Origin of the sequence: Rahnella victoriana (assembly GCF_004330295.1) — a bacterium.
In the GTDB taxonomy this organism is placed as follows: domain Bacteria; phylum Pseudomonadota; class Gammaproteobacteria; order Enterobacterales; family Enterobacteriaceae; genus Rahnella; species Rahnella victoriana.
The window spans coordinates 133,388-154,097 of sequence record NZ_SJOJ01000013.1 but is presented as its reverse complement, the minus strand read 5'-3'; the positions used below and the strand labels follow the sequence as shown (position 1 = coordinate 154,097).

Annotated in this window: 17 protein-coding genes; 7 read left to right on the top strand and 10 right to left on the bottom strand. The window is 53.4% G+C overall.

The genetic code is table 11. The annotated features are described in order from the left end of the window. Positions 1-194: 194 nt before the first annotated feature. On the bottom strand, positions 195-1,133 hold the full coding sequence (gene kdgK / locus EYY67_RS13090) for a 2-dehydro-3-deoxygluconokinase (RefSeq protein ID WP_131693699.1): 939 nt from the start codon (positions 1,131-1,133) through the stop codon (positions 195-197). Positions 1,134-1,326: 193 nt separating this feature from the next. Further along, entirely contained in the window at positions 1,327-1,530 is a 204-nt protein-coding gene (locus EYY67_RS13085; RefSeq protein WP_095923933.1) for a 2-hydroxymuconate tautomerase family protein, read from the bottom strand. Between the two features lie 322 nt (positions 1,531-1,852). Here EYY67_RS13085 and pdeH point away from each other — a divergent pair, with 322 nt between their 5' ends. Further along, positions 1,853-2,629 carry a cyclic-guanylate-specific phosphodiesterase gene (gene pdeH, locus EYY67_RS13080; protein WP_095923932.1) on the top strand — a complete coding sequence of 259 codons (777 nt, stop codon included), beginning with the start codon at positions 1,853-1,855 and terminating at the stop codon, positions 2,627-2,629. 211 nt (positions 2,630-2,840) lie between these two features. Further along, positions 2,841-4,895 carry an AsmA family protein gene (locus EYY67_RS13075; RefSeq protein ID WP_095923931.1) on the top strand — a complete coding sequence of 685 codons (2,055 nt, stop codon included), beginning with the start codon at positions 2,841-2,843 and terminating at the stop codon, positions 4,893-4,895. A 58-nt stretch (positions 4,896-4,953) separates the two neighbouring features. Here EYY67_RS13075 and EYY67_RS13070 read toward each other — a convergent pair whose 3' ends face one another. The 4 genes from EYY67_RS13070 to EYY67_RS13055 all read right to left on the bottom strand — a co-directional run bounded on the left by EYY67_RS13070 (position 4,954) and on the right by EYY67_RS13055 (position 9,498). Then, a complete protein-coding gene (locus tag EYY67_RS13070; RefSeq protein ID WP_131693698.1) occupies positions 4,954-5,721 on the bottom strand; it encodes a CDP-diacylglycerol diphosphatase in 768 nt (255 codons plus the stop codon). Between the two features lie 59 nt (positions 5,722-5,780). After that, complete coding sequence (locus EYY67_RS13065) at positions 5,781-7,103, bottom strand: MFS transporter (protein WP_119825452.1); 1,323 nt, start codon at positions 7,101-7,103, stop codon at positions 5,781-5,783. A 286-nt stretch (positions 7,104-7,389) separates the two neighbouring features. Then, positions 7,390-8,514, bottom strand: a complete 1,125-nt coding sequence (gene yhjD, locus EYY67_RS13060) for an inner membrane protein YhjD (protein WP_131693697.1) — start codon at positions 8,512-8,514, stop codon at positions 7,390-7,392. 84 nt (positions 8,515-8,598) lie between these two features. Next, entirely contained in the window at positions 8,599-9,498 is a 900-nt protein-coding gene (locus EYY67_RS13055; protein ID WP_165497965.1) for a LysR family transcriptional regulator, read from the bottom strand. Positions 9,499-9,624: 126 nt separating this feature from the next. Between EYY67_RS13055 and EYY67_RS13050 the strand changes: the two genes are divergently transcribed. Continuing rightward, positions 9,625-10,383 (top strand): SDR family NAD(P)-dependent oxidoreductase, encoded by a 759-nt coding sequence (locus EYY67_RS13050; RefSeq protein ID WP_131693695.1) that lies wholly within the window; start codon positions 9,625-9,627, stop codon positions 10,381-10,383. An 8-nt stretch (positions 10,384-10,391) separates the two neighbouring features. Here EYY67_RS13050 and EYY67_RS13045 read toward each other — a convergent pair whose 3' ends face one another. Then, positions 10,392-11,138, bottom strand: a complete 747-nt coding sequence (locus EYY67_RS13045; RefSeq protein ID WP_119825446.1) for a flagellar brake protein — start codon at positions 11,136-11,138, stop codon at positions 10,392-10,394. A 269-nt stretch (positions 11,139-11,407) separates the two neighbouring features. Between EYY67_RS13045 and EYY67_RS13040 the strand changes: the two genes are divergently transcribed. Beyond that, on the top strand, positions 11,408-12,466 hold the full coding sequence (locus tag EYY67_RS13040; RefSeq protein WP_131693694.1) for a GGDEF domain-containing protein: 1,059 nt from the start codon (positions 11,408-11,410) through the stop codon (positions 12,464-12,466). A gap of 299 nt (positions 12,467-12,765) precedes the next feature. Beyond that, entirely contained in the window at positions 12,766-14,415 is a 1,650-nt protein-coding gene (locus EYY67_RS13035) for a malate:quinone oxidoreductase (protein ID WP_131693693.1), read from the top strand. Positions 14,416-14,484: 69 nt separating this feature from the next. On the opposite strand, the gene EYY67_RS13030 is transcribed toward EYY67_RS13035, so the two are convergent. After that, positions 14,485-14,742, bottom strand: coding sequence for a hypothetical protein (locus tag EYY67_RS13030; RefSeq protein WP_131693692.1), 258 nt, complete (start codon positions 14,740-14,742; stop codon positions 14,485-14,487). Positions 14,743-14,799: 57 nt separating this feature from the next. Here EYY67_RS13030 and mqo point away from each other — a divergent pair, with 57 nt between their 5' ends. Continuing rightward, a complete protein-coding gene (mqo, locus tag EYY67_RS13025) occupies positions 14,800-16,452 on the top strand; it encodes a malate dehydrogenase (quinone) (protein ID WP_095923914.1) in 1,653 nt (550 codons plus the stop codon). Between the two features lie 514 nt (positions 16,453-16,966). Here the strand turns inward: mqo and cytX are convergent. After that, positions 16,967-18,220, bottom strand: coding sequence for a putative hydroxymethylpyrimidine transporter CytX (gene cytX, locus EYY67_RS13020; RefSeq protein WP_131693691.1), 1,254 nt, complete (start codon positions 18,218-18,220; stop codon positions 16,967-16,969). 705 nt (positions 18,221-18,925) lie between these two features. Between cytX and EYY67_RS13015 the strand changes: the two genes are divergently transcribed. Next, the gene (locus EYY67_RS13015; protein WP_131693690.1) at positions 18,926-19,963 is read left to right on the top strand and encodes a virulence RhuM family protein; all 1,038 of its coding nucleotides are present in this window, start codon (positions 18,926-18,928) and stop codon (positions 19,961-19,963) included. 18 nt (positions 19,964-19,981) lie between these two features. Here EYY67_RS13015 and EYY67_RS13010 read toward each other — a convergent pair whose 3' ends face one another. Then, positions 19,982-20,638: a Qnr family pentapeptide repeat protein gene (locus tag EYY67_RS13010; RefSeq protein ID WP_119825432.1), complete on the bottom strand. Its 657-nt coding sequence runs from the start codon at positions 20,636-20,638 to the stop codon at positions 19,982-19,984. Positions 20,639-20,710 lie beyond the last annotated feature (72 nt).

Genomic DNA, 20,710 nt, shown 5'->3' with positions numbered 1-20,710 from the left:
GGGTTGGGGTGGGGTATTAAAGATAAATCATAGGGTTAAAGCGTGGTTTGACCGCTGTTTTTGTTTTTAAAACCCCCTCCCAGCCTCCCCCTTCGCAGGGGGAGGAGCAGAACCAGCGCGTTTTTAATCACGTTTGTTGAGTAAGAATTCGGTCAGCTCCCCCCCTTCGCAGCAGAAGCAGAACCAGCGCGTTTTTATCCCCGGTCTGGCATAAACTCCATCGGGATGATCGCCCCGCGATGCTGAATCACGGTACTGGCGGTCTCATGCCCGCGCACCGCCGCTTCCACCGCGCTGCCGCCGGTGAGTCTTACCGCCAGATACCCGGCACTGAACGAATCCCCGGCCGCTGTGGTATCGATGACTTTCTCTTTCGGCAGTTTTACGGCAGGTACATCATGTAGCTCGCCTTCGGCGCTGGAGACGATGCAGCTGTCGGCGCCGCGTTTGACCACGACTTCACTGACACCCAGCGCATGCGTGCGCGCAATCACTTCATCGTAAGGCTTCTGGCCCCACAGCATGTCTTCATCGTCAAGGGTCAGGAAGGCGATATCGGTGCAGGAAAGCATGGCGTTATACGCAGCCTGGGTTTGCTCTTTGCTGGCCCACAGGCGCGGACGGTAATTGTTGTCGAAAATCACTTTGCCACCGCGTGAACGGCAGGCTTTCAGCAGGGTCATCAGACGGTCACGGCTTTCGTCGTTGAGGATCGCCAGACTGATGCCGCTCAGGTACAGATAATCAAACTCTGCCAGTTTCTGGCAAATCTCTTCCGATTGCGGGCTGTCGAGCCAGTAACGCGCAGCGGCGTCGTTGCGCCAGTAGTAGAAGGTGCGCTCGCCGGTGCTGTCGGTTTCAATCACATACAGACCCGGCAGTTTGTTATCCAGACGCTGGGTGAGATCCGTGTTCACGCCTTCCTGCTGCCAGGCCTGCAACATTTCATTGCTGAAACTGTCGGTGCCGAGCGCGGTCACGTAATGCACGTTCAGCGCATCAGGGGAAACCTGGCGGGAAATATAAACAGACGTGTTCAGCGTGTCGCCACCAAAACCCCGGTGAAGCGCATCGCCTTTCTGAGATAATTCGATCATGCATTCGCCGATAACGGCAATGTTTTTGCGGGTCATTGTACCTGGCCTATGTCTGAAGCATTAAAACGAAAGGAAAGAAAAGACCGTCATTATTGCGCTCTAGTCTCTTCATAAGAATGCGGTCAGTCAAATAAATTAAAACGAGGTTTTATTTTTTTAGGCAGGAGGCAAAAAAACGAAGCAAAAAAGCAGGAAAAAGTGGAAGTGGCAGCACTTCCACCTGAGGGCGTTACTTGCTTTCCTGTCGCAACTCGGTCACCGGACGGCCACCCAGACCCCAGTTATCGGTATCGATCTCATCAATGATCACCGTCGTGGTGGCCGGATTTTTACCCAGCGTATCCACCAGTAACTGCGTCACACCGGCAATCAGGGCTTTTTTCTGTTCTGCCGTCGCGCCGTCGCGGGTAATTTTGATATTAACGTAAGGCATTTTTTTCTCCGGGTTGTGAATGGGCGGTCAATGACATGTTTCAGTGCCTCCAATGTAGAGCCTGCGGAAAAGAACTTCCAGCGCGGTTTTTTGGTTTTTTATGCGCACAGATTGCAGGGAAATGCGGAGTGATTAAAGTTTCCCCGCGCAGCGCCGATAGATAACTCTACTAAAGAAAGCCAGGAAATCGGGCTACTTTGCCTCCATGAAACACGGTGTTTCCTGAAACACAGGCTGTTGACATGAATCTCATTGTAGTCACGCAACACATGTTGCCGCATGTCCCTGATAATCTGATTCTTATTCATGACGGCAGAAAAATATGATCACGAAGATGATGTTAGGGCTGATTACGCCTTCTTTTACCGCCATAGAGCGCGTAAAAGCACAATCTTACTGGCGTCAGTGTCAGAGAGTGTACCGTTTTCAGCCCATTTATCGCACCACAGGAAAGCTGTTGGGAATTGAATTACTGACCGGGGTTTTCCATCCTGCGAACCCGCATAAATTCATTTCGCCGGAAGCGTATTTTGTCGCGATTGCGGTGGGTAAACGCCTGCAAATCGTGCAGGAGCAACTCGACCTGTTGCAACGCTGGCAGACGATGTTTATCGAACATGAATTACTGGCGTCGATTAACGTCGATGGTCAGGTGCTGGAAATGCTGCAATCTGATTCGGCGCTGCGGGCGCAAATCAGCGCCATGCCGTACGTCCGTTTCGAACTGGTCGAAAGCGCCGAACATGCGCTGAGCATTCCGCTGTCGCAAATCGAGCAATCCGACCGGTTATGGCTGGATGACTTCGGGCAGGGCATCGCCAACTTCTCCTCCTTCACGACCTGGCATTATGAATACATCAAAATCGCCCGCGACCTGTTTATCCTGCTGGGGCAGAGCGAAGAAGGCTCACGGCTGTTTTATACGCTGGTGACGCTGATGAACCGCTACAGTAAAGGCGTGATCATCGAAGGGGTCGAGACTGCCGCAGAATGGGCGATGGTCTGTAATTCCGATGCGCTGGCCGCACAGGGATATTATCTGGCACGCCCGACGATTTTCGATAATCTGGACAACCTGCCGATACATTTCAAAGGATAATGGATCACACCTGACCCGCTAAGGCTAAGTCTCAAAGTGTCTGGTGAGTTGCTGTGGTGTGATGCATTTCCAATGCCTTGATTTCACGTCTCTTTCCTTTTCTTCCCCCTGCGTTTTTTTCCCCCGCGTTTATGCCGTTTCCGGCAAGCTGCGATGAATTCTACTATGGTTAAACTCTGGGATTCGTTAACTGTCTGAAAGGAACAGATTTATGACGCGCACAGGTAAAGTGATTTCCTGGGTTGTGGGTGTGATTATCATTCTGTTGATTGCTATCGTGATTTTCATCGCGATGTTCGACTGGAACCGGCTCAAACCCACCATCAATCAAAAAGTCAGTACAGAACTTAACCGCACTTTCGCCATCCGTGGCGATCTGGGCGTCGACTGGTCGCGTCATAAAGATGAAGCGGGCTGGCGTGCGTGGGTGCCCTGGCCGCACATTCATGCGGAAGATATCGTGCTCGGCAACCCATCCGATGTACAGACCGGCGAAAAAGACGCGCAGATGGTGAAACTCGCCCGCGTCGATGCCAGCATTGCGCCGCTGGCGTTATTGCATAAAGAAGTGCTGATCCCCACGATCTGGCTGAAACAGCCGGATGCCTCGCTGCTGCGTCTGGATAATGGCAAAAACAACTGGACGTTCAACCTCGCCAACAGCGAGAAGAAAGACCCGGCGCAACCGCCGTCTGCCTGGTCATTTACCCTCAATGACATCGTATTTGACCGCGGTCAGATCGATTACAAAGATGCCCAACTGAAAGCCGATTTCCGCGCGGTGATTGATCCGCTGGGCAAACCGCTGCCGTTTACCGAAGTGGTGGGTGATAAGAGCGATGCACCGAAATCCAAAACCCCGCCTTACATGTTTGGCTGGAAAGTGGACGGAAAATACAACGGCGAATCCCTCTCCGGCAGCGGTAAAATCGGCGGCATGCTGGCGCTGAAAGATCCCGATGCGCTGTTCCCGTTACAGGCGGATGTGCGCTCCGGCAACACGCGGGTGGCCGTGGCGGGGACCTTGCAGGATGCGATGAATCTCGGCGGTCTGGATTTACGTCTCAAATTCTCCGGCCAGACGTTGTCCGATTTGTACGGTCTGACCGGTGTGTTGTTACCGCAAACCCCGCCGTATTCCACCGACGGCCATTTATCGGCGACATTACACGGCAAAAACGGCGCGGTTTACCGTTATCAGAACTTCAACGGCGAAATTGGCGACAGCGATATTCACGGTTCACTGACCTATCAGGCCAGTAAACCGCGGCCTAAACTGAGCGGCGAAGTGGTTTCCAAACAGCTGCGCTTTGCCGATCTGGCGCCGCTGATTGGTGCCGATTCCAACAAGGATAAAGCCAAACGCGGCGAAACGACCCGCCAGCCTTCCGACAAAGTGCTGCCGGTCGAGAAGTTCGATACCAAAAGCTGGCGCGTGATGGATGCCGATGTGAAGTTCAGCGCCAAACGCATTGAGCACGGCAAATCCCTGCCGCTGAGCGATCTGAGTACTCATCTGAAACTCAACGATGGCGAAATCCTGCTCGACCCGCTGCGTTTCGGTGTGGCGGGCGGTAACCTCAATTCCACCATCCGGCTGGAAGGCGACAAATCACCGATGCAGGCGCGTGCGGACATTCATGCACGTAAGCTGAAACTGAAACAGTTGCTGCCAAGCGTGCAGTCGATGGAGCGCAGTCTGGGTGACCTGAACGGTGACGCAACCCTGACCGGCACCGGGAACTCTGTCGCCGCGCTGCTGGGTACCAGTAACGGCGACATGAAAATCCTGATTAACGATGGCGTGATCAGCCGTGGCCTGATGGAACTGGCCGGTCTGAATGTCGGTAACTATGTGGTGAGTAAACTGTTTGGTGATGACGAAGTAGCGATTAACTGCGCCGCCGCCAACGTTAATGTCAGGAACGGGCTGGTGACGCCACGTCTGTTTGTGTTCGATACCGAGAATGCGGTGATCAACATTACCGGCAACACCAACATGGCGACCGAACGGCTGGATCTGTCGATCAATCCGGAAAGTAAGGGTGTACGTATCCTGACCTTACGTTCACCGCTGTATGTGCGCGGGACGTACAAAAATCCGGACGCGGGTGTTAAACCGGGGCCGTTGATCGCCCGTGGTGCGGCAGCCGTCGCGCTGGGTGCCGTCGTCGCTCCGGCCGCTGCCCTGCTGGCGCTGATTTCCCCAAGCGACAATGAAGAAAACCAGTGCGGCCCGATATTGCAGCAGATGAAAGAGAAGTAAGCTCCTCCCCCTCGTGAGAGGGGAAGGCGCTGGCATTAATCACCTTCGGGTATCTGTATTACTGAGGCACCGGATCCAGTACCGCACAATTGTGGTCCTGGATCTCTTCCGTGGAGGCGTTATTGAGTTTCAGCAGGTCACGTTCGCTGGCGAGCAGCAGGAAGTCGCCGCCCGGCAGGGTGACCATCGCCATACCGAAATGGCCCATCTTCTTCTCCGCTTCCGGGACGCCTTCTGCCAAAAGCCGGAACGCGCCTTTCTCATTCAGCTCGGCTGAGGTCACTTTGCGCGCCAGATAAGTGTGCCCGAGCAATTTATCCGGCAGTGCCTGCCAGTTATACCCCATCTGCCCGCCATCCCTGCTCAGCGTGGTTTTCACCTGCGGCAAAAGACAGGAAATATGGATATGCAGCTGATTCTGCGAGCGGCCGTATTGTGAGTTGATCGCCAGCGAAACATTGGCGTCATCAATCGGTTTGCCGTATTTATCCGCCATAAAATGCCGCGCATTCCATGCCTGACTGAAAAAGTTCGGTGTGGCCGGTTCCAGCAGGGCGGGGCTTTCCATACCGGTGATGCGCGCGGTGGGCATCAGCAAATATTGCAGCGGGCCGTTCAGGTCTTTCAGCACCACAAATCCATGTTGTTCATCCACCTGCACACAAGGATCGGGTTTGCCCGTGCTTTGCTGATTCGGCACGCATTTCTTACTGACGATGTTCCACAGGGCGTTCGGATTGGAGGTGTGAGGCCAGAAATACCAGAGGGCCGCAGCAATGACGATAAGCAGGAGCAGGAAAGGCAGGATAAATCGACGCAAGCGCATAAGAAACCTTCGCTGAAGGCACCGTGCCGGGCGCAAACCGGGCACGGTGTCCGGGTCAGTTACAGTGACTGATGGGCGGTTTCTTTCGACAGTAACAACGCGATCAGCGTCAGCGTTGCCATTGAGGCAAGATAAACGCCCACATAGAACAACCCGTAATGGGTTGCCAGCCAGGTGGCGATGTACGGCGCGACGGATGCGCCCAGTATCGAAGACACATTATAGGAGAAGGATGCGCCGGTATAGCGAACTTCTGTCGGGAACAGTTCCGGCAGCAGCGCGCCCATCGGGCCGAAGGTCAGCCCCATCACCATAAAGCCACACAGCAGGAACACCATCACCAGCGCCTGTGAACCGGCCCCCAGAATAGTCGGGAAGCACAGCGCGAAGACGATCATCAGCAGCGTAATGCAAATCATGGTTTTGCGACGGCCAAACTTATCCGCCAGCTGACCGGCAACCGGCACCATCACGCCGAAACCGATCACACCAATCATCAGCATCAGCAGGAATTCGTTACGCGGAATGCCCAGACCCACCGGTTTCGCCGCCGTGCCGTAACCCAGTGAATACACGGTCATGATGTAGAACAGCGTGTAAGTCGCGACCATGATGAAGGTGCCAAGGAGTGTGGCTTTTTTGTATTTGGTGAACAGCGTGCCGATCGGCACTTTGACCTGTTTGCCCGCTTTGGCGATTTTGGCGAACACCGGCGTTTCGTGCAGGGAAACACGCACATACAGACCGACGATGACCAGCACCGCAGAAAGCAGGAACGGCACACGCCAGCCCCAGGAAATGAACTGTTCGTCCGTCAGCAGCCACGACAGCAGCAGGAACATGCCGTTGGCGAAGAAGAAGCCAATCGGTGCGCCAAGCTGCGGGAAAGAACCGTACAGGGCACGTTTCTTCGCCGGGGCATTCTCAGTGGCGAGCAGCGCTGCGCCGCCCCATTCACCGCCCAGTCCCAGACCCTGACCAAAGCGCGCCAGCGCCAGCAGCAAGGGTGCGAAAACGCCTATCGTCGCGTACGTCGGCAGCAGGCCGATCACCACGGTGGACACGCCCATGGTCAGCAAAGACGCCACGAGGGTGACTTTACGGCCAACGCGGTCGCCGAAGTGACCGAACAGCGCGGAGCCGATCGGACGTGCGATAAAGGCGATGGCGAAGGTGGCAAGCGACTGTAGCGTGGCTGCCGTCGGATCCCCCTGCGGGAAGAAAATATGCGGGAAAACAATCACCGCAGCGGTGGCATAGATGTAAAAGTCGAAGAATTCGATGGCCGTACCGATAAGCGATGCCACGATGACTTTGCCGCGGGAGTTCTGACTCACCAATTGCGCGTCAGCTTCTAATTCTGGAGTGATAGTGGCTTGCATAAGTGTTTCTTATTTGTAATGAGTGGGAGGGATCTAATGTAAATAAATGTATATCGAAAAGGCATCTTATGCAGAGCGCAGCGGTATTTCAACGCAACGAAAGCAGGGGGAAAGGGCAATTCAGGGTGGATCGGGGGAATGTTTTATCAGGGCAGGATTTCGCCAATCATAAGTTTGGCGAATGGGTAAAAGTCAGAGTAACTGACTGCAAAACCGCGAAATAAAAGTACGGCTCTCAGTCAGTTATTCTGGTTTTCAGGGGGTGCCCGGCTTTATTTGGTTTTATTCACTGCTTTTTAACTTCATTCTCAGCATTAACGTCGGTTATATGCATTTCATCTGGCACGATGAGGTTGTCCGGTGTGTATTCACTGTCGTTTCCCGTGGCCGTTTTTGCGTGTTTGGTGGCCTTTTGCTTCGGATCCGGCATCGGCGGGTCATCTTTGTATTTCGCCGTGGCGATCCACGCCGCGACAAACAGCGTCAGACGGGCGAAGAAATAGAAGAACGCCATCAGACCGATCACTGACCCGAACGCCGCACCGGAAGGCGAGGTCGCCAGTTTCGGCAGCGTCATGGTCATCACGAATTTGATCACCTCAAAGCCTACCGCTGCCAGCAGCGTGCCGCGCAGTAAGGCTTTTTTGCGAGGCTTATGGCGCGGCAACATCCAGAAAATCCACAGGAACAGCAGATAGTTGGCGGCAATGGAAATCACCAGCGTAATACTGGTCATCACCGGTCGCAGCCAGTCGATGCCGCCCAGCCCCAGTGCATCGACAATGGTTTTTTGCGCCGCACCGGCAATAGACGTCAGAGACAGCGTGATGATCAGCGCCAGCACCAGCCCGGTCAGGGAAATAAAATCGCGGATGTAGCGGCGGTAAATCTTCTCCTGATCCTGCGGATTGCGTTCCCAGACATCACGCGACTGAGCGCGGATCGCCTCACGCAAATTGCCCATCCAGCTGACGCCGGAATACAGCGCAATCAGCAGACCGGACAAGCCCACGGCGGTACGCTGCTGAATGGCGGTATTCACCGTGCTTTTCAGCGTATTCGCCAGATTCGGGTCACTGATGCTGTTGACGATTTTGTTGATCAGCTGGGCCAGCAGATCCGGATTTGAGGCCAACACAAACCCCACGGCGGCGAAAGACACCATCAGAATGGGGATCAGCGACAGAAAGGAGAAATAGGTGATGGCCGCGCCGAACTGGCTGCCCAGGCGATCGTTAAAACGTTCCATGGCACGCAGCAGATGCGCGACCCAGCCCCAGGACTGAACGTGCTCCACCAGCCGCGAGAAGCGGCCAATGTTTTTATCCACCGTCTGATTGCCGGTTTTGAGGTTAATCAGCGGCGCGGTACTTTCCTGCGTTTTCGGTTCTTTTTTTGAAATGATGGGCATTGATCCATGTCGTCCATAAAAGTGCATCCAGCCTTAAGTATAGACACCTGAGTTGCTCAGGCTATGCCGCAGCGGTTTAACCGCTCAGGCAATGAACGTTTGGGTGATTTCTGTCAGCCAGTCCATAAACACTTTCACGCGGCGGGAAAGGTTCAGGCGGTGCGGATAAACCAATGTGACCGGCATCGGCGGCGCACGAAACTGCGGCAAAATACTCACCAGCTGGCCGCCCGCCAGCGCGTCACGCACGCCGATCAGCGGTGCCTGAATGATCCCAAGACCGGCCACACAGGCAGAGACGTAAGTTTCAGTGCTGTTAACGGTCACCGCGCCGCCACTTTTCACCGTTTTTACCTGCTTGCCGTCGAGATATTCAAAGGCGGACGTGTGGCTGCCGAGGGTCTGTTCGTAATGCACCATCGCATGTTGCGCCAGCTGATCAGGGTGATCCGGCGTGCCGTAACGGCGCAGATAACCGGGGCTGGCGCAGTTAATCACGCTGAGCTGGCCGAGGGGACGCGCAATCAGCCCGGAGTCTTTCAGCGTGCCGGAGCGGATCACACAGTCAAACCCCTCGCGCACCACATCCACACGATGATCGGTGCTGCTCAGTTCAATTTCCAGCGCCGGATAACGGTTAAGAAACTCGGCCAGTCGCGGCAACACCAGATGCGTTGCCATTCCCACAGACATATCGACGCGCAACCGCCCGCTGACGCTGGCCGGATTCGACTGAAACATCGATTCCAGTTCATCCATGCTGGCCAGCAACTCCTTGCAGCGTTGATAAAAGACTTGTCCGTCCTGCGTCAGTTGCACGCGGCGCGTTGAGCGGTGCAGCAGACGCGCCGACATCCGCGTTTCCAGTTGTTGCACCAGACGCGACACACTGCCTTTCGGTAATCCCAGACTTTCTGCCGCACGGGTAAAATTGCTCAGCTCCGCGACCCGTACAAAAACCTGCATTGATTGAATTTTATCCACATTTTGCCTGATTGTTGTTGGTACTGAGACAGTGAAACTCATTATGGACCATTTATCACGCCTGAGTAATCCAATAGGCTGTATTTCATCCGATGCAGAAGATGCAAAAAGCCAATGAGGTCTGAAATGAATCGTAAAATCGCAATTGTGACCGGCGGAAGCCGTGGTTTAGGCAAGAATGCTATTGAAAAGCTGGCAAAAAAGGGCGTTGACGTGATTCTGACTTACCACAGCCAGGCCGCTGCGGCGCAGGAAGTGGTCGCTACGGTGGAAGCGCAGGGCGGAAAAGCGGTGGCGCTACAGCTGAATACTGGCGCGTCCGGCAGCTTTGACGCTTTTGTGGCGCAGGTAAAAACTCAGCTGCAACTGGTGTGGCAGCGCGATACTTTTGATTTTCTGGTCAACAATGCCGGTGTGGGTTTGCATGAGTCTTTTGCGCAGACTACCGAAGCGCAGTTTGATCTGATGATGAATGTGCATCTGAAAGGGCCGTTCTTCCTGACCCAAAAACTGCTGCCGCTGATGACCGGCGGTGGCCGCATCCTGAATATTTCCAGCGGTCTGGCGCGGTTTGCACTGCCGGGATCATCCGCCTACGCCATGATGAAAGGCGCGATTGAAGTGCTGACCCGCTATCAGGCAAAAGAACTGGGTGCGCGGGGCATCACCGCCAACGTGCTGGCTCCCGGCGCGATCGAAACCGACTTCAGCGGCGGCATGGTGCGCGATAACCCGGAAGTGAACAAAATTGTTGCCAGCAACACGGCACTGGGGCGCGCCGGATTACCGGATGATATCGGGGATATGGTGGCGCTGATGCTCAGCGATGAAGCGGGCTGGATGACCGCCCAGCGCGTCGAAGCGTCAGGCGGCATGTTCATCTGATGGCAGGTTCAGTCGTGCTGGAAACGCTTTGCTTTCATATGTTGCTGTTTTTCCAGCTCGAAAATCGCCCGTTGCAGGTCACGTTCCTGCGCGGGCGACAAATGCGGAAACTTAAAGCTCAGCCGCTGCGTGCTGACCGTCTCGCCTTTATTGCTCACTGATTTGCGCGCCATTGCGCCCAGATACTCTAAATCCACTTTAAAGGTGCCCAGTTCGGCAAGCTGGATCATCGAATCTTTCAGCACGGAACCGGAGGTGATCTCCGGCGGCGTGATCCCGTCAATTTCCAGCCCCAGCCCGCCCAGGGAAATGTCCCTGACACGGTAGGCGAACTCGGTCGCGTCCGGTAAGGTTCCGCTGCAACGGTAATCCGGCAGCCACGGCACATTCACGCGGAAATACTCACGACGTTGAATGAAATACAGCACCGGGGGAATATCGCAGGTAAAGGTAGGCAAACCTTCAAACGTCACCTGACGGACTTTGCTGCAGGAAAACTCCACTTTCGCGCCGGTCGGTTCAGCGACAAAACTCAGCGAGTCCGCTTCCATCGCCAGACCGTTTTCATAATCTGAGCTGCCCAGATCGAACAGGAACTGGTGGTTATCGGGATCCACGTCCAGAATTTTACTGATAAATTGCCCGCGGGCGTGGCTGACCATTACCAGCGTCTGATTCTTCTTTAAGTCACGCAGAACGGACAAGATTGCCAGCGTGTTCCGCTTAGCAAACGACTCTTTGGATACTTCGCTCACCTGCCACACCTCATAAGAAATAAATGCAAATTAATGGCGCAGCCGTTGCCGTATAAGACGCCCGATAGGGATTATCGGCTACGCAGAACAAAACTTTATCCGGAATTAAGGCGGTTCTTTATGGGTAAAATGGGCAATTGCTGTGCGAGGGTATGCCATTTTGTCCGCCCCTGACTTTATATATAGGCTATCTTTCACACCATTGAAGGTCTATTTCCCCTCTGTCTCAGATTTTTATTATCAGATTCGTCCTTTGCCCCCGGAGAGCTATGGATCAGGTCATTAACTCGCTGGATACGCTGTACATCAACATTTGCGTGACTTACGCCAGCCTGGTGTTTTTCTATTTTTTTCTGAGCAGTGACGGCCCGCTGGGACCGAAGTCCCCCGTTCACAAACGCATTCTGTTCGGGTTGTTGTGCGGCGTCGTCTCGGCGTATCTCGATCGCGATAACTTTCACCTGAGTGACTCGGTGTATTACAGCTTCGAGATGATCCCGCTGGTCATTTGTGTCTTTTACGTCGGGTGGTTCAGCGTACTGTGCGCCTGTCTGGTCAATTTCGCGCTCACCGGCCTGTTCGCCATCGATAATCTATTTGTCACCATCATGATTGCCGCCATCTGCTGCTTCAAACCGTGGAAAGACAACAGTATCCGGACCTTTGTCATCGTCATTATCATCATGATGAGCATCCGGGCGGCGATGGCGCTGCCGTATCTGACCTCATGGGCGATTGTCTGGCGCTCGCTGGTGTATCAGCTGTTCACCGTCGCCTGTCTGTTTATCTGTTATCACGGTCTGGGCGGGAAATTCCGTTATGTCAGGGAGTTTTTCCGTGAAAAACAAAACTCCTCGCTGGATTTTCTCACCAAAACTTTTAACCGCATGGGGCTGGAAGAGCACCTGAAAGCGGTGCAGAAACACCACCCGCATTTCGGGCTGGCAATGCTGGATATCGACTTTTTCAAAAAGGTGAACGACACCTACGGGCATTCCGTGGGCGACGACGTACTGGTGCGCGTGGCAAACGTGGCGCGCATGATGCTGCGCAATGACGATGTGCTGGCGCGTTTTGGCGGCGAGGAGTTTGTGATCCTGATTGCCAGCGGCAACGCATATGAATGCGTGAAATGCTGCGAGCGCATCCGGCTCGCGGTAGAAAAAACCGTGTTTACCAGTCCGGAGGGAACGCCTTTTCACATTACCGTTTCCCTCGGCGTCGCCAACTATCAGCCCAACAAAAGCCTGCAGGAAAATATTATGGTGGCGGACGGCGCGCTGTATCAGTCGAAACACAACGGCCGCAACCGGACGACCAGCGTGTAGTTTCACTGCGAAACTAACTTATGTAATTATTTAAAGTATTAAACTATTTTTAATGCACGTAACGACGATGTTAAATTGTTTACGAAATCTCGATAATATGAGTATTCGGTAACATTTGTGTGGTTGATTTTGTGATCATCTCCGCCGTTGTCGTCACTCCCCATTATTGTCCTTTCATACTCTGTGGAAATAAGCGTTTATTTCCCTCCGCACCGGGTTGTTGATTTCGTTTATCCAGCGCAAATCTGGATAGCTTTCACCTGCAAAACTAAAACTAAACATTCAGAGAAACAGACGTCATGAGAAAGATACTCGCCATGATCCTCTGCCTTAACGTGGTTGCTTTCAGCCAGTCAGCGTTGGCAGAAGATGAAAAGCCCGTTGATGTGTTACTGATCGGCGGCGGCATTATGAGCGCGACGCTGGGGACATACCTTCAGGAATTAGAGCCAGACTGGTCCATCGACATGGTTGAGCGTCTGGACGGTGTGGCGCTGGAAAGTTCCAACGGCTGGAACAACGCCGGTACCGGTCACTCTGCGCTGGCGGAAATGAACTACACGCCGGAAAAAGCCGACGGCAGTATTGATATCTCCAAAGCGGTCGAAATCAACGAATCCTTCCAGATTTCCCGTCAGTTCTGGACCTATCAGGTTGAGAACGGCGTGTTGCACAACCCGCGTTCTTTCATCAACAGCACGCCGCACATGAGTTTTGTGTGGGGCGACGACAACATCAATTTCCTGCGTAAACGTTTTGCGGCGCTGCAACAAAGCACGCTGTTCCGTGGCATGGAATATTCAGAAGACCCGGCGCAAATCAAACAGTGGATCCCGCTGGTGATGGAAGGGCGTGACCCGGCGCAGAAAGTCGCGGCGACCCGTATCCCGATCGGCACCGACGTCAACTTCGGCGAGATCACCCGTCAGCTGGTGGCGTCGTTGCAGAAGAAACCAAACTTCTCGCTGAGCCTCGGTCATGAAGTCCGCGACATCCAGCGTAACCCGGATAACACCTGGAACGTGACCGTTGCCGACCTGAAAAACGGCGACAAAGAAAGCGTCATCAAAGCGAAATTCGTGTTTATCGGCGCAGGCGGCGCGTCCCTGACGTTGCTGCAAAAATCCGGCATTCCGGAAGCAGACAACTACGGCGGCTTCCCGGTCGGCGGCGAATTCCTGGTGACCGAGAACCCGGACGTGGTGAAACGCCATCTGGCAAAAGTGTACGGTAAAGCGTCTGTCGGCTCACCGCCGATGTCCGTGCCGCATCTCGACACCCGTATTCTGGATGGCAAACAGGTTCTGCTGTTCGGGCCGTTCGCCACCTTCTCCAGCAAATTCCTGAAAAACGGTTCGCTGTGGGATCTGTTCGGCAGCGTCAATTTCTCCAACATCATGCCGATGACCCATGTGGGTATCGACAACTTCGATCTGGTGAAATATCTGGTCAGCCAGGTGATGCTCTCCGACGACGACCGTTTCGATGCGTTACGTGAATACTTCCCGGATGCGAAGAAAGAAGACTGGCGTCTGTGGGAAGCCGGTCAGCGCGTGCAGATCATCAAAAAAGATGAGAAAGAAGGCGGCGTTCTGCGTCTCGGCACCGAAGTGGTCAGCTCGAAAGACGGCAGCATCACCGCGCTGCTGGGCGCTTCTCCGGGCGCATCTACCGCAGCGCCGATCATGCTGCACCTGATGGAAAAAGTGTTTAAAGACAAAGTTGCGACGCCAGAATGGCAGGCCAAACTGAAGGACATCATCCCTTCTTATGGCACCGAACTGAACGGCAACGTGGCGGCAACCGAGAAAGAACTGGGCGACACCAGCCGCGTTCTGATGCTCGACAACCCGCAGCCAAAAGCCGCAGAACCGGCTCCGGCGGCGGACAATTCTTCAGCCCCTAAAAAGGGTGAAGAGCAGAAGCAGGTTGCAGACGTCGCGCTGTAATCTGATTCCGTAAAAAGTGATCGTAAAGGCGCGGGCAACTGCGCCTTTTTTAACATCTCACGTTTGCCATCAAACCCGATTTAGCACAAATTGCACGTTCTTTGACCGCCAGAAACCCCTCCAAAACTCTTTTGCAGAACCCTTAAAATCCAGCAGTGACGCGGCCTGAGCCACTGTCTGAGATCCCCTCTGCCTGTTTTTTTGAAACGTTAAATCCTTTTTTAAATTTTGTAGTGATAATGTTATATTCGTAGCCATCATTTGAAAAAATGAAGTTTCAGTAACGATCCCGCGTGTTTTTTTGCTAATTTCTTGTTCGATAGCCATAACAATATTCCTAACGAATAGCCAAAACAGAACTGAACATTTAGAGAAACAGACGTCATGAGAAAGATACTTGGTATGCTTCTCAACCGTGACTCACTGGGTGCCAGCGAGCCTGCGGCCGCAGAAGACGAAAAATCCGTTGATGTATTGCTGGTCGGCGGCGGAATTATGAGTGCAACCCTGGGGACTTATCTCCGGGAACTCGAGCCGGACTGGTCGATCCATATGATCGAACGCATGGATAGCGTGGCGCAGGAAAGCTCCAACGGCTGGAACAACGCGGGTACCGGCCATGCCGCGCTCGCAGAAATGAACTATACCCCGCTGATGCCCGACGGTTCTGTTGATATCACCAAGGCCGTGGCGATCAACGAAGCCTTCCAGGTTTCCCGTCAGTTTATGGCGTATCAGGTGCAGAAAGGTGTGCTGAATAATCCGCGCTCGTTCATCAACAGCGTGCCGCACATGAGCTTTGTCTGGGGCGATGAGAATATCGATTTCCTGCGCAAACGTTTTGCTGCCCTTCAGGAAAGTACGCTGTTCCGTGGCATGGAATATTCGGAAGACCCGGAACTGATCAAACAGTGGATCCCTGCAGTGATGGAAGGCCGTGATCCGGCGCAGAAAGTCGCCGCAACCCGCACCACCGCAGGCACGGACGTGAACTTCGGTGAAGTGACCCGTCAGCTGGTTGAGGCGTTGCAGAAACAATCCAACTTCACGCTGGCAAACGGTCAGGAAGTGCGTGATATCCAGCGCAATCCGGACAAAACCTGGCGCGTTACCATCACCGATCTTAAACACAGCCACAAACACCATGTCGTGAATGCCAAATTCGTGTTTATCGGCGCAGGCGGCGCGTCGCTGACGTTGCTGCAAAAATCCGGCATTCCGGAAGCGCGTGAATACGGCGGTTTCCCGGTGGGGGGCGAATTCCTGGTGACAGAAAATCAGGATGTGGTGAAACGCCATCTGGCGAAGGTTTACGGCAAAGCCGCCGTGGGCGCGCCACCGATGTCGGTTCCGCATCTCGACACCCGTATTATTGATGGCAAACAGGTTCTGCTGTTCGGGCCGTTCGCCACCTTCTCCAGTAAATTCCTGAAAAACGGGTCCCTGTGGGATTTGTTTGGCAGCGTCAACAGCTCGAACCTGCTGCCAATGACCCATGTCGGCGTGGGCAACTTCGATCTGGTGAAATATCTGGTCGGGCAGGTGATGCTCAGTGACGAAGACCGTCACGCCGCGCTGAAGGAATTTTTCCCGCAGGCCGAGCAGAAAGACTGGAAACGCTGGGTCGCCGGACAACGTGTGCAGGTTATCAAAAAAGATGGCAAGCACGGCGGTGTGCTGCGTCTGGGCACCGAAGTGGTGAGCGCAAAAGATGGCAGCATTGCCGCCTTGCTGGGTGCATCACCGGGCGCGTCAACGGCGGCGCCGATCATGATGAAGTTGCTGGAAACCGTCTTTAAAGAGAAAGCCGCCAGTGCAGAATGGCAGGCCAAATTCCGGGAAATCATCCCGTCTTATGGCACCAAACTGAACGGCAATGTGGAAGCGACCGAGAAAGAACTGCTGGAAACCAGCCGTATCCTCGGGCTGGAAACCCCGTCGCTGAAAACCACACCGGTTGCCGATGTGGTTCAGCTACGTCCGCTGGATGCTCAGGCGAAACAAGAGCCGAAACAGCCTGCGGATATCGCGCTTTAATTTCCTGTTTTCAGGCACAAAAAAACCGCTTAAAAAGAGCGGTTTTTTTTATTGGTGATTTAGTTAGCGCTAAACCAACCTTTTAAAACAAGCGGGAACGAGCAACCTCAACGAAAAGAACTGTACATGATTCACTCGAAACGAACAAGTTGAGTGACAATAAAATTGTCTTACTTTTTACATGGTCTTAGTGCTAGTCTGCGCGCGGAGCTAGTTTCGCCTGTTTAGCGACAGGTCACCGGGCTCAGGAAATAGCACTTAAGTACCGCGGGGACGAGCAACCTCAACACTGCTTGTCCTTCTCCTGTCGGTCCCGGTGCTTATGGGTGAAACGCGGCTATAAAAGGCCGTAACAATGAAAAAGTGTATATACGCACTGATCGTTGTGCTGGGTTCTTTGATGACGTCTGAGAATGATGGATGGAACGTTAACGTTTCTCATATCAATATTAACGTCAACATGGGGTCTGGTTTATAGCAGTAGAGAAACCGCCCTTCGGGGCGGTTTTTTAACTCAGGCTTTACGCCCTAATCCCCAGCACACCAGTCCCGCCACCAGCAGCGACGGAATCGTCGCACCCACATCAGGCAGCAGATTTGCCATCAGATGATAGACCGCAATTCCGATAAACCAGGCTGCGACAGATCGCAGATTGAGGTTTTCGGTGGTCTGCCGGCGCAGGACAAAATGGTGCGTCAGCACCACGCCGAACAGCGGCGCGAAGACTGAACCAATCAGCAGCAGGAAGTTTTCATATTGCGTCAGCGGCACCGACCAGGCGATCAGCGTACACAGCAGGCCGATACCCAGCGTCAGCTTACCGACGCTGACCGGCACGGAAGTGCCTGCCGACACCGCCGCCGAATGGATATCCGCGAAGGCATTTTCATGTTCATCCACCAGAATCAACAGCAGCGGAATGCCCAGCGCGATACCGGAAAGTGCCAGCAGCAGCGCATTGGCATCGGTCGGGGTGCTGACAAACGCAAGCGTATAGGCCACGCCGAGCGACATCATCCACACGCTGCCGAGGAAATATCCACAGGCCGTGCCCCAGAAGTTTTGTCGCGCAGATTTGCCAAAACGGGTGTAATCCGACACCAGCGGCAACCACGAAAATGCCATCGACACCACGATGTCACAGGCCAGCGCGAACGGCATCGAACCATCTCCGGCGCTGTGCCACAGCGTGGATAAATCCGTATGCAGGAACAGATAACCGGTCAGCCATGCGCAGCTCGCCAGCAGCAACCAGATACCCCAGCGGCGCAGCACCACGCGGATAAACGCCAGTGGCCCACTGGCCGCCAGCAAGGTAGCGACAGCGCCGAAAATAAACGTCCAGAGTGTCGGATTCGCCCAAAAACTGTCATCGCCCCAGGCGCGTTTCGCCAGCAGACTGGCGGCATCACGCATCACCACAATTTCGAACGCGCCCCAGCCAATCAGTTGGATCAGATTGAACAAGACCGGCAACACCACGCCGCGTTTACCGAGGCTCAGTTTCAGCGACGCCATTGATGATAAACCGGTTTGCCCGCCGGTTACGCCGACCAGCGCCAGCAGCGCAACGCCGACGGCAGACCCCAGCACAATCGCCGCCAGTGCTCCTGCCAGTCCGAGGCCCGGCGCAAGAATCGCCCCGGCCTGCAACACCATCAGGCCCATGCCGAGTGAGAACCACAGCGAGAATAAATCTGACCAGCCCAGCACCCGTAATTTTTCCGGCACAGACGCCTGAGGAGAGTAAATACTATTATCTTTCATGAGGTTAAATTTGTGGCTAAAGCGAATGCCTGTTATAGCATATTGCGGTGAGATCCCGATGAAGGGCGGGGGAGAAGCGCACTTTTCGGCGGGGCGTGAGGATTTCAGACACAAAATAACCGCTTCACAAAGCGGTTATTTTGTCGGTTGATTCAGTTAGCGCTAAATCAACCTTTTAATACAAGCGGAAACAAGCAGCCCCAACGCTGAAAAGTTACACGATTAGGGCGAGACAGACAAGTCCCTGCGTGAAAAATAACCTTACACAAGAAATGGTCTTGATGCTAATTTTCTGCCGGGACTAATTCACCTGTTTAGCGACGGGTCACCGGGCTCAGGAATTAGCACTTGAGTACCGCGGGAACAAGCAGTCCCAATTCTGCCTGTTCTTCTCCAGTCGGTCCCGGTGCTTATTGGTGAAACGCGGTTATAAAAGGCCGCAACAATGAAAAAGTGTATTTATGCACTGATCGTTGTACTGGGTTCTATGATGACGTCTGAGAATGATGGATGGAGCGTTAACGTTTCTCATATCAATATCAACGTCAATATTGGCCCGGTTTTATAGCAGTAAATGAACCGCCCTTCGGGGCGGTTTCATGCGAGGGTTAGATTAACCGCTATTTTTGCAGTCCGGGGAAACAGGTAGAATAAATCCATTGTTTGCTGAATCAACGTCCTTGCTGGCTGAAGGAGTAAGTACCGGTGGATGAACACATTACGCCTCTGGCGCCGGAAGGTGAGTTTGTTCTTTTCCAAACTCATGACGGGCGGCTACGTATAGAATGTCGCTTTGAATCGGAGACGCTATGGCTATCGCAGGCTCTGATTTCCGAAATTTATCAAAAAGATGTTCGGACTATTAACGAACATTTGATGAATATCTATAACGACGGTGAGCTTGAGCGAGATGCAACCATCCGGAAATTCCGGATAGTTCGTCAGGAAGGGACGCGGGAGGTTTCCCGGCAGATTGATTATTACAATCTTGATGCCATCCTTGCGGTCGGATATCGCGTCCGCTCTGCCCGTGGTACGCAATTCCGTCAGTGGGCGACACAAACCCTGCAAGAATATGTCATTAAAGGGTTTGTCATGGACGATACACGACTGAAAAATCCGCCAGTGGGTCAGTCAGTCGTGCCGGATTATTTCGACGAAATGTTGGAGCGCATCCGGGATATACGTGCCAGCGAACGCCGTATTTATCTTCGTATCAAAGATATTTTTGCGATGGCGGCTGATTATCGGCCCACAGATAAAGATACCGCGCGTTTCTTTCAGGCAATCCAGAATAAGTTGCATTTCGCCTGCACCGGCCTTACAGCGGCGGAAATTATCGCTCAGCGCGCGAATGCCAGCCAGTCGGATATGGGACTGACCAGTTTCAAATGTGATCAGGTGCGTAAGACTGATACCACGATTGCGAAAAATTACTTACGCGAAGAAGAAATTGATCAGCTGAATCGCATTATTTCAATGTGGCTGGATTACGCGGAAGATCAGACTAAGCGCCGCCAGCAGATATTTTTAAAAAGCTGGGAGGATAAACTTGAGCAATTCCTCAATTTCAATGAGTTTGACGTTTTGCAGGGCAGCGGTAAAACCAGCAAAAAAGAAGCGGATGAAAAAGCCTGCAAGCAACATGAGAAATTCGCTGAACAGCGTCGCAAGCTGAAAGAGGCCGAAGGCGAAAAAAGTAATATTGAGGCGCTTTGCACTCTCGCACAGAAAAAACGTTAACTGCGCTTTCAAATCCCGTCATTTCGAATGAATGACAATCACCCCCAACTTTTCCAGCAAATGACTTTGCTGCCAGTCATCGATTTTCACGCCATCGAGATCGACTTTACGGATATTCAGTTCGCCCAGATCTGAATTCGTCAGGTCGCAATGGGTGATGTTGACGTTATTCCAGTCAAACTCAGTGAATTCGCCACCGGAAAGGTCGGCGCCGCTGAAATTTGCACCCTGCACGTTCGCGCCGGTCCAGCGGTTTTCCCACAGTTCGCATTTTTCCAGAATGACGTTGCGGAAGTTGGCATAACTGAAGTTATTTTTGGTCATGAACGCGCTGCAAAACCAGGTGCGTGGGGTGATCATATTCATAAAACTGGCACCGCTGAAATCTGCGCCGGTGGCTTTGCATTCGCGGATTTCACAGCCCAGCGCCTGAATGTTTTTGAAATCCGCCATCGTCAGATCGCAATGTTTGAAACTGGCATCCTGCAATCTGGCATGCTGGAAAGAGCAGCCTTTTTGCTCTTCATCATCATAAAACAGACAATCGACAAACGCGGTTTCTGACAGATCGGTGCTGTCGAAACGGCAGCGGTAAAAGCGGCAATTCTCCAGCGTTTCGCCGGTAAATTGTTTCACGCTAAAACGCTGGTCGCTGAATGTCTGGTCTTTGATCATCGGATCCTCTGTCGTCTTTGATGCCCTGTAAAGGCCGATATCCTGACAGAAAACGTTTGCCGAAAATATGGA

Excerpts from the sequence above, each read along its gene's own strand:
- yhjD (WP_131693697.1), bottom strand. The coding sequence starts at position 8,514 with ATGCCCATCATTTCAAAAAAAGAACCGAAAACGCAGGAAAGTACCGCG.
- cytX (WP_131693691.1), bottom strand. The coding sequence starts at position 18,220 with ATGAAAGATAATAGTATTTACTCTCCTCAGGCGTCTGTGCCGGAAAAA.
- kdgK (WP_131693699.1), bottom strand. The coding sequence starts at position 1,133 with ATGACCCGCAAAAACATTGCCGTTATCGGCGAATGCATGATCGAATTA.
- EYY67_RS13040 (WP_131693694.1), top strand. The coding sequence starts at position 11,408 with ATGGATCAGGTCATTAACTCGCTGGATACGCTGTACATCAACATTTGC.
- pdeH (WP_095923932.1), top strand. The coding sequence starts at position 1,853 with ATGATCACGAAGATGATGTTAGGGCTGATTACGCCTTCTTTTACCGCC.
- EYY67_RS13035 (WP_131693693.1), top strand. The coding sequence starts at position 12,766 with ATGAGAAAGATACTCGCCATGATCCTCTGCCTTAACGTGGTTGCTTTC.
- EYY67_RS13050 (WP_131693695.1), top strand. The coding sequence starts at position 9,625 with ATGAATCGTAAAATCGCAATTGTGACCGGCGGAAGCCGTGGTTTAGGC.
- EYY67_RS13075 (WP_095923931.1), top strand. The coding sequence starts at position 2,841 with ATGACGCGCACAGGTAAAGTGATTTCCTGGGTTGTGGGTGTGATTATC.
- EYY67_RS13065 (WP_119825452.1), bottom strand. The coding sequence starts at position 7,103 with ATGCAAGCCACTATCACTCCAGAATTAGAAGCTGACGCGCAATTGGTG.
- EYY67_RS13030 (WP_131693692.1), bottom strand. The coding sequence starts at position 14,742 with ATGGCTATCGAACAAGAAATTAGCAAAAAAACACGCGGGATCGTTACT.
- EYY67_RS13085 (WP_095923933.1), bottom strand. The coding sequence starts at position 1,530 with ATGCCTTACGTTAATATCAAAATTACCCGCGACGGCGCGACGGCAGAA.
- EYY67_RS13010 (WP_119825432.1), bottom strand. The coding sequence starts at position 20,638 with ATGATCAAAGACCAGACATTCAGCGACCAGCGTTTTAGCGTGAAACAA.
- EYY67_RS13070 (WP_131693698.1), bottom strand. The coding sequence starts at position 5,721 with ATGCGCTTGCGTCGATTTATCCTGCCTTTCCTGCTCCTGCTTATCGTC.
- mqo (WP_095923914.1), top strand. The coding sequence starts at position 14,800 with ATGAGAAAGATACTTGGTATGCTTCTCAACCGTGACTCACTGGGTGCC.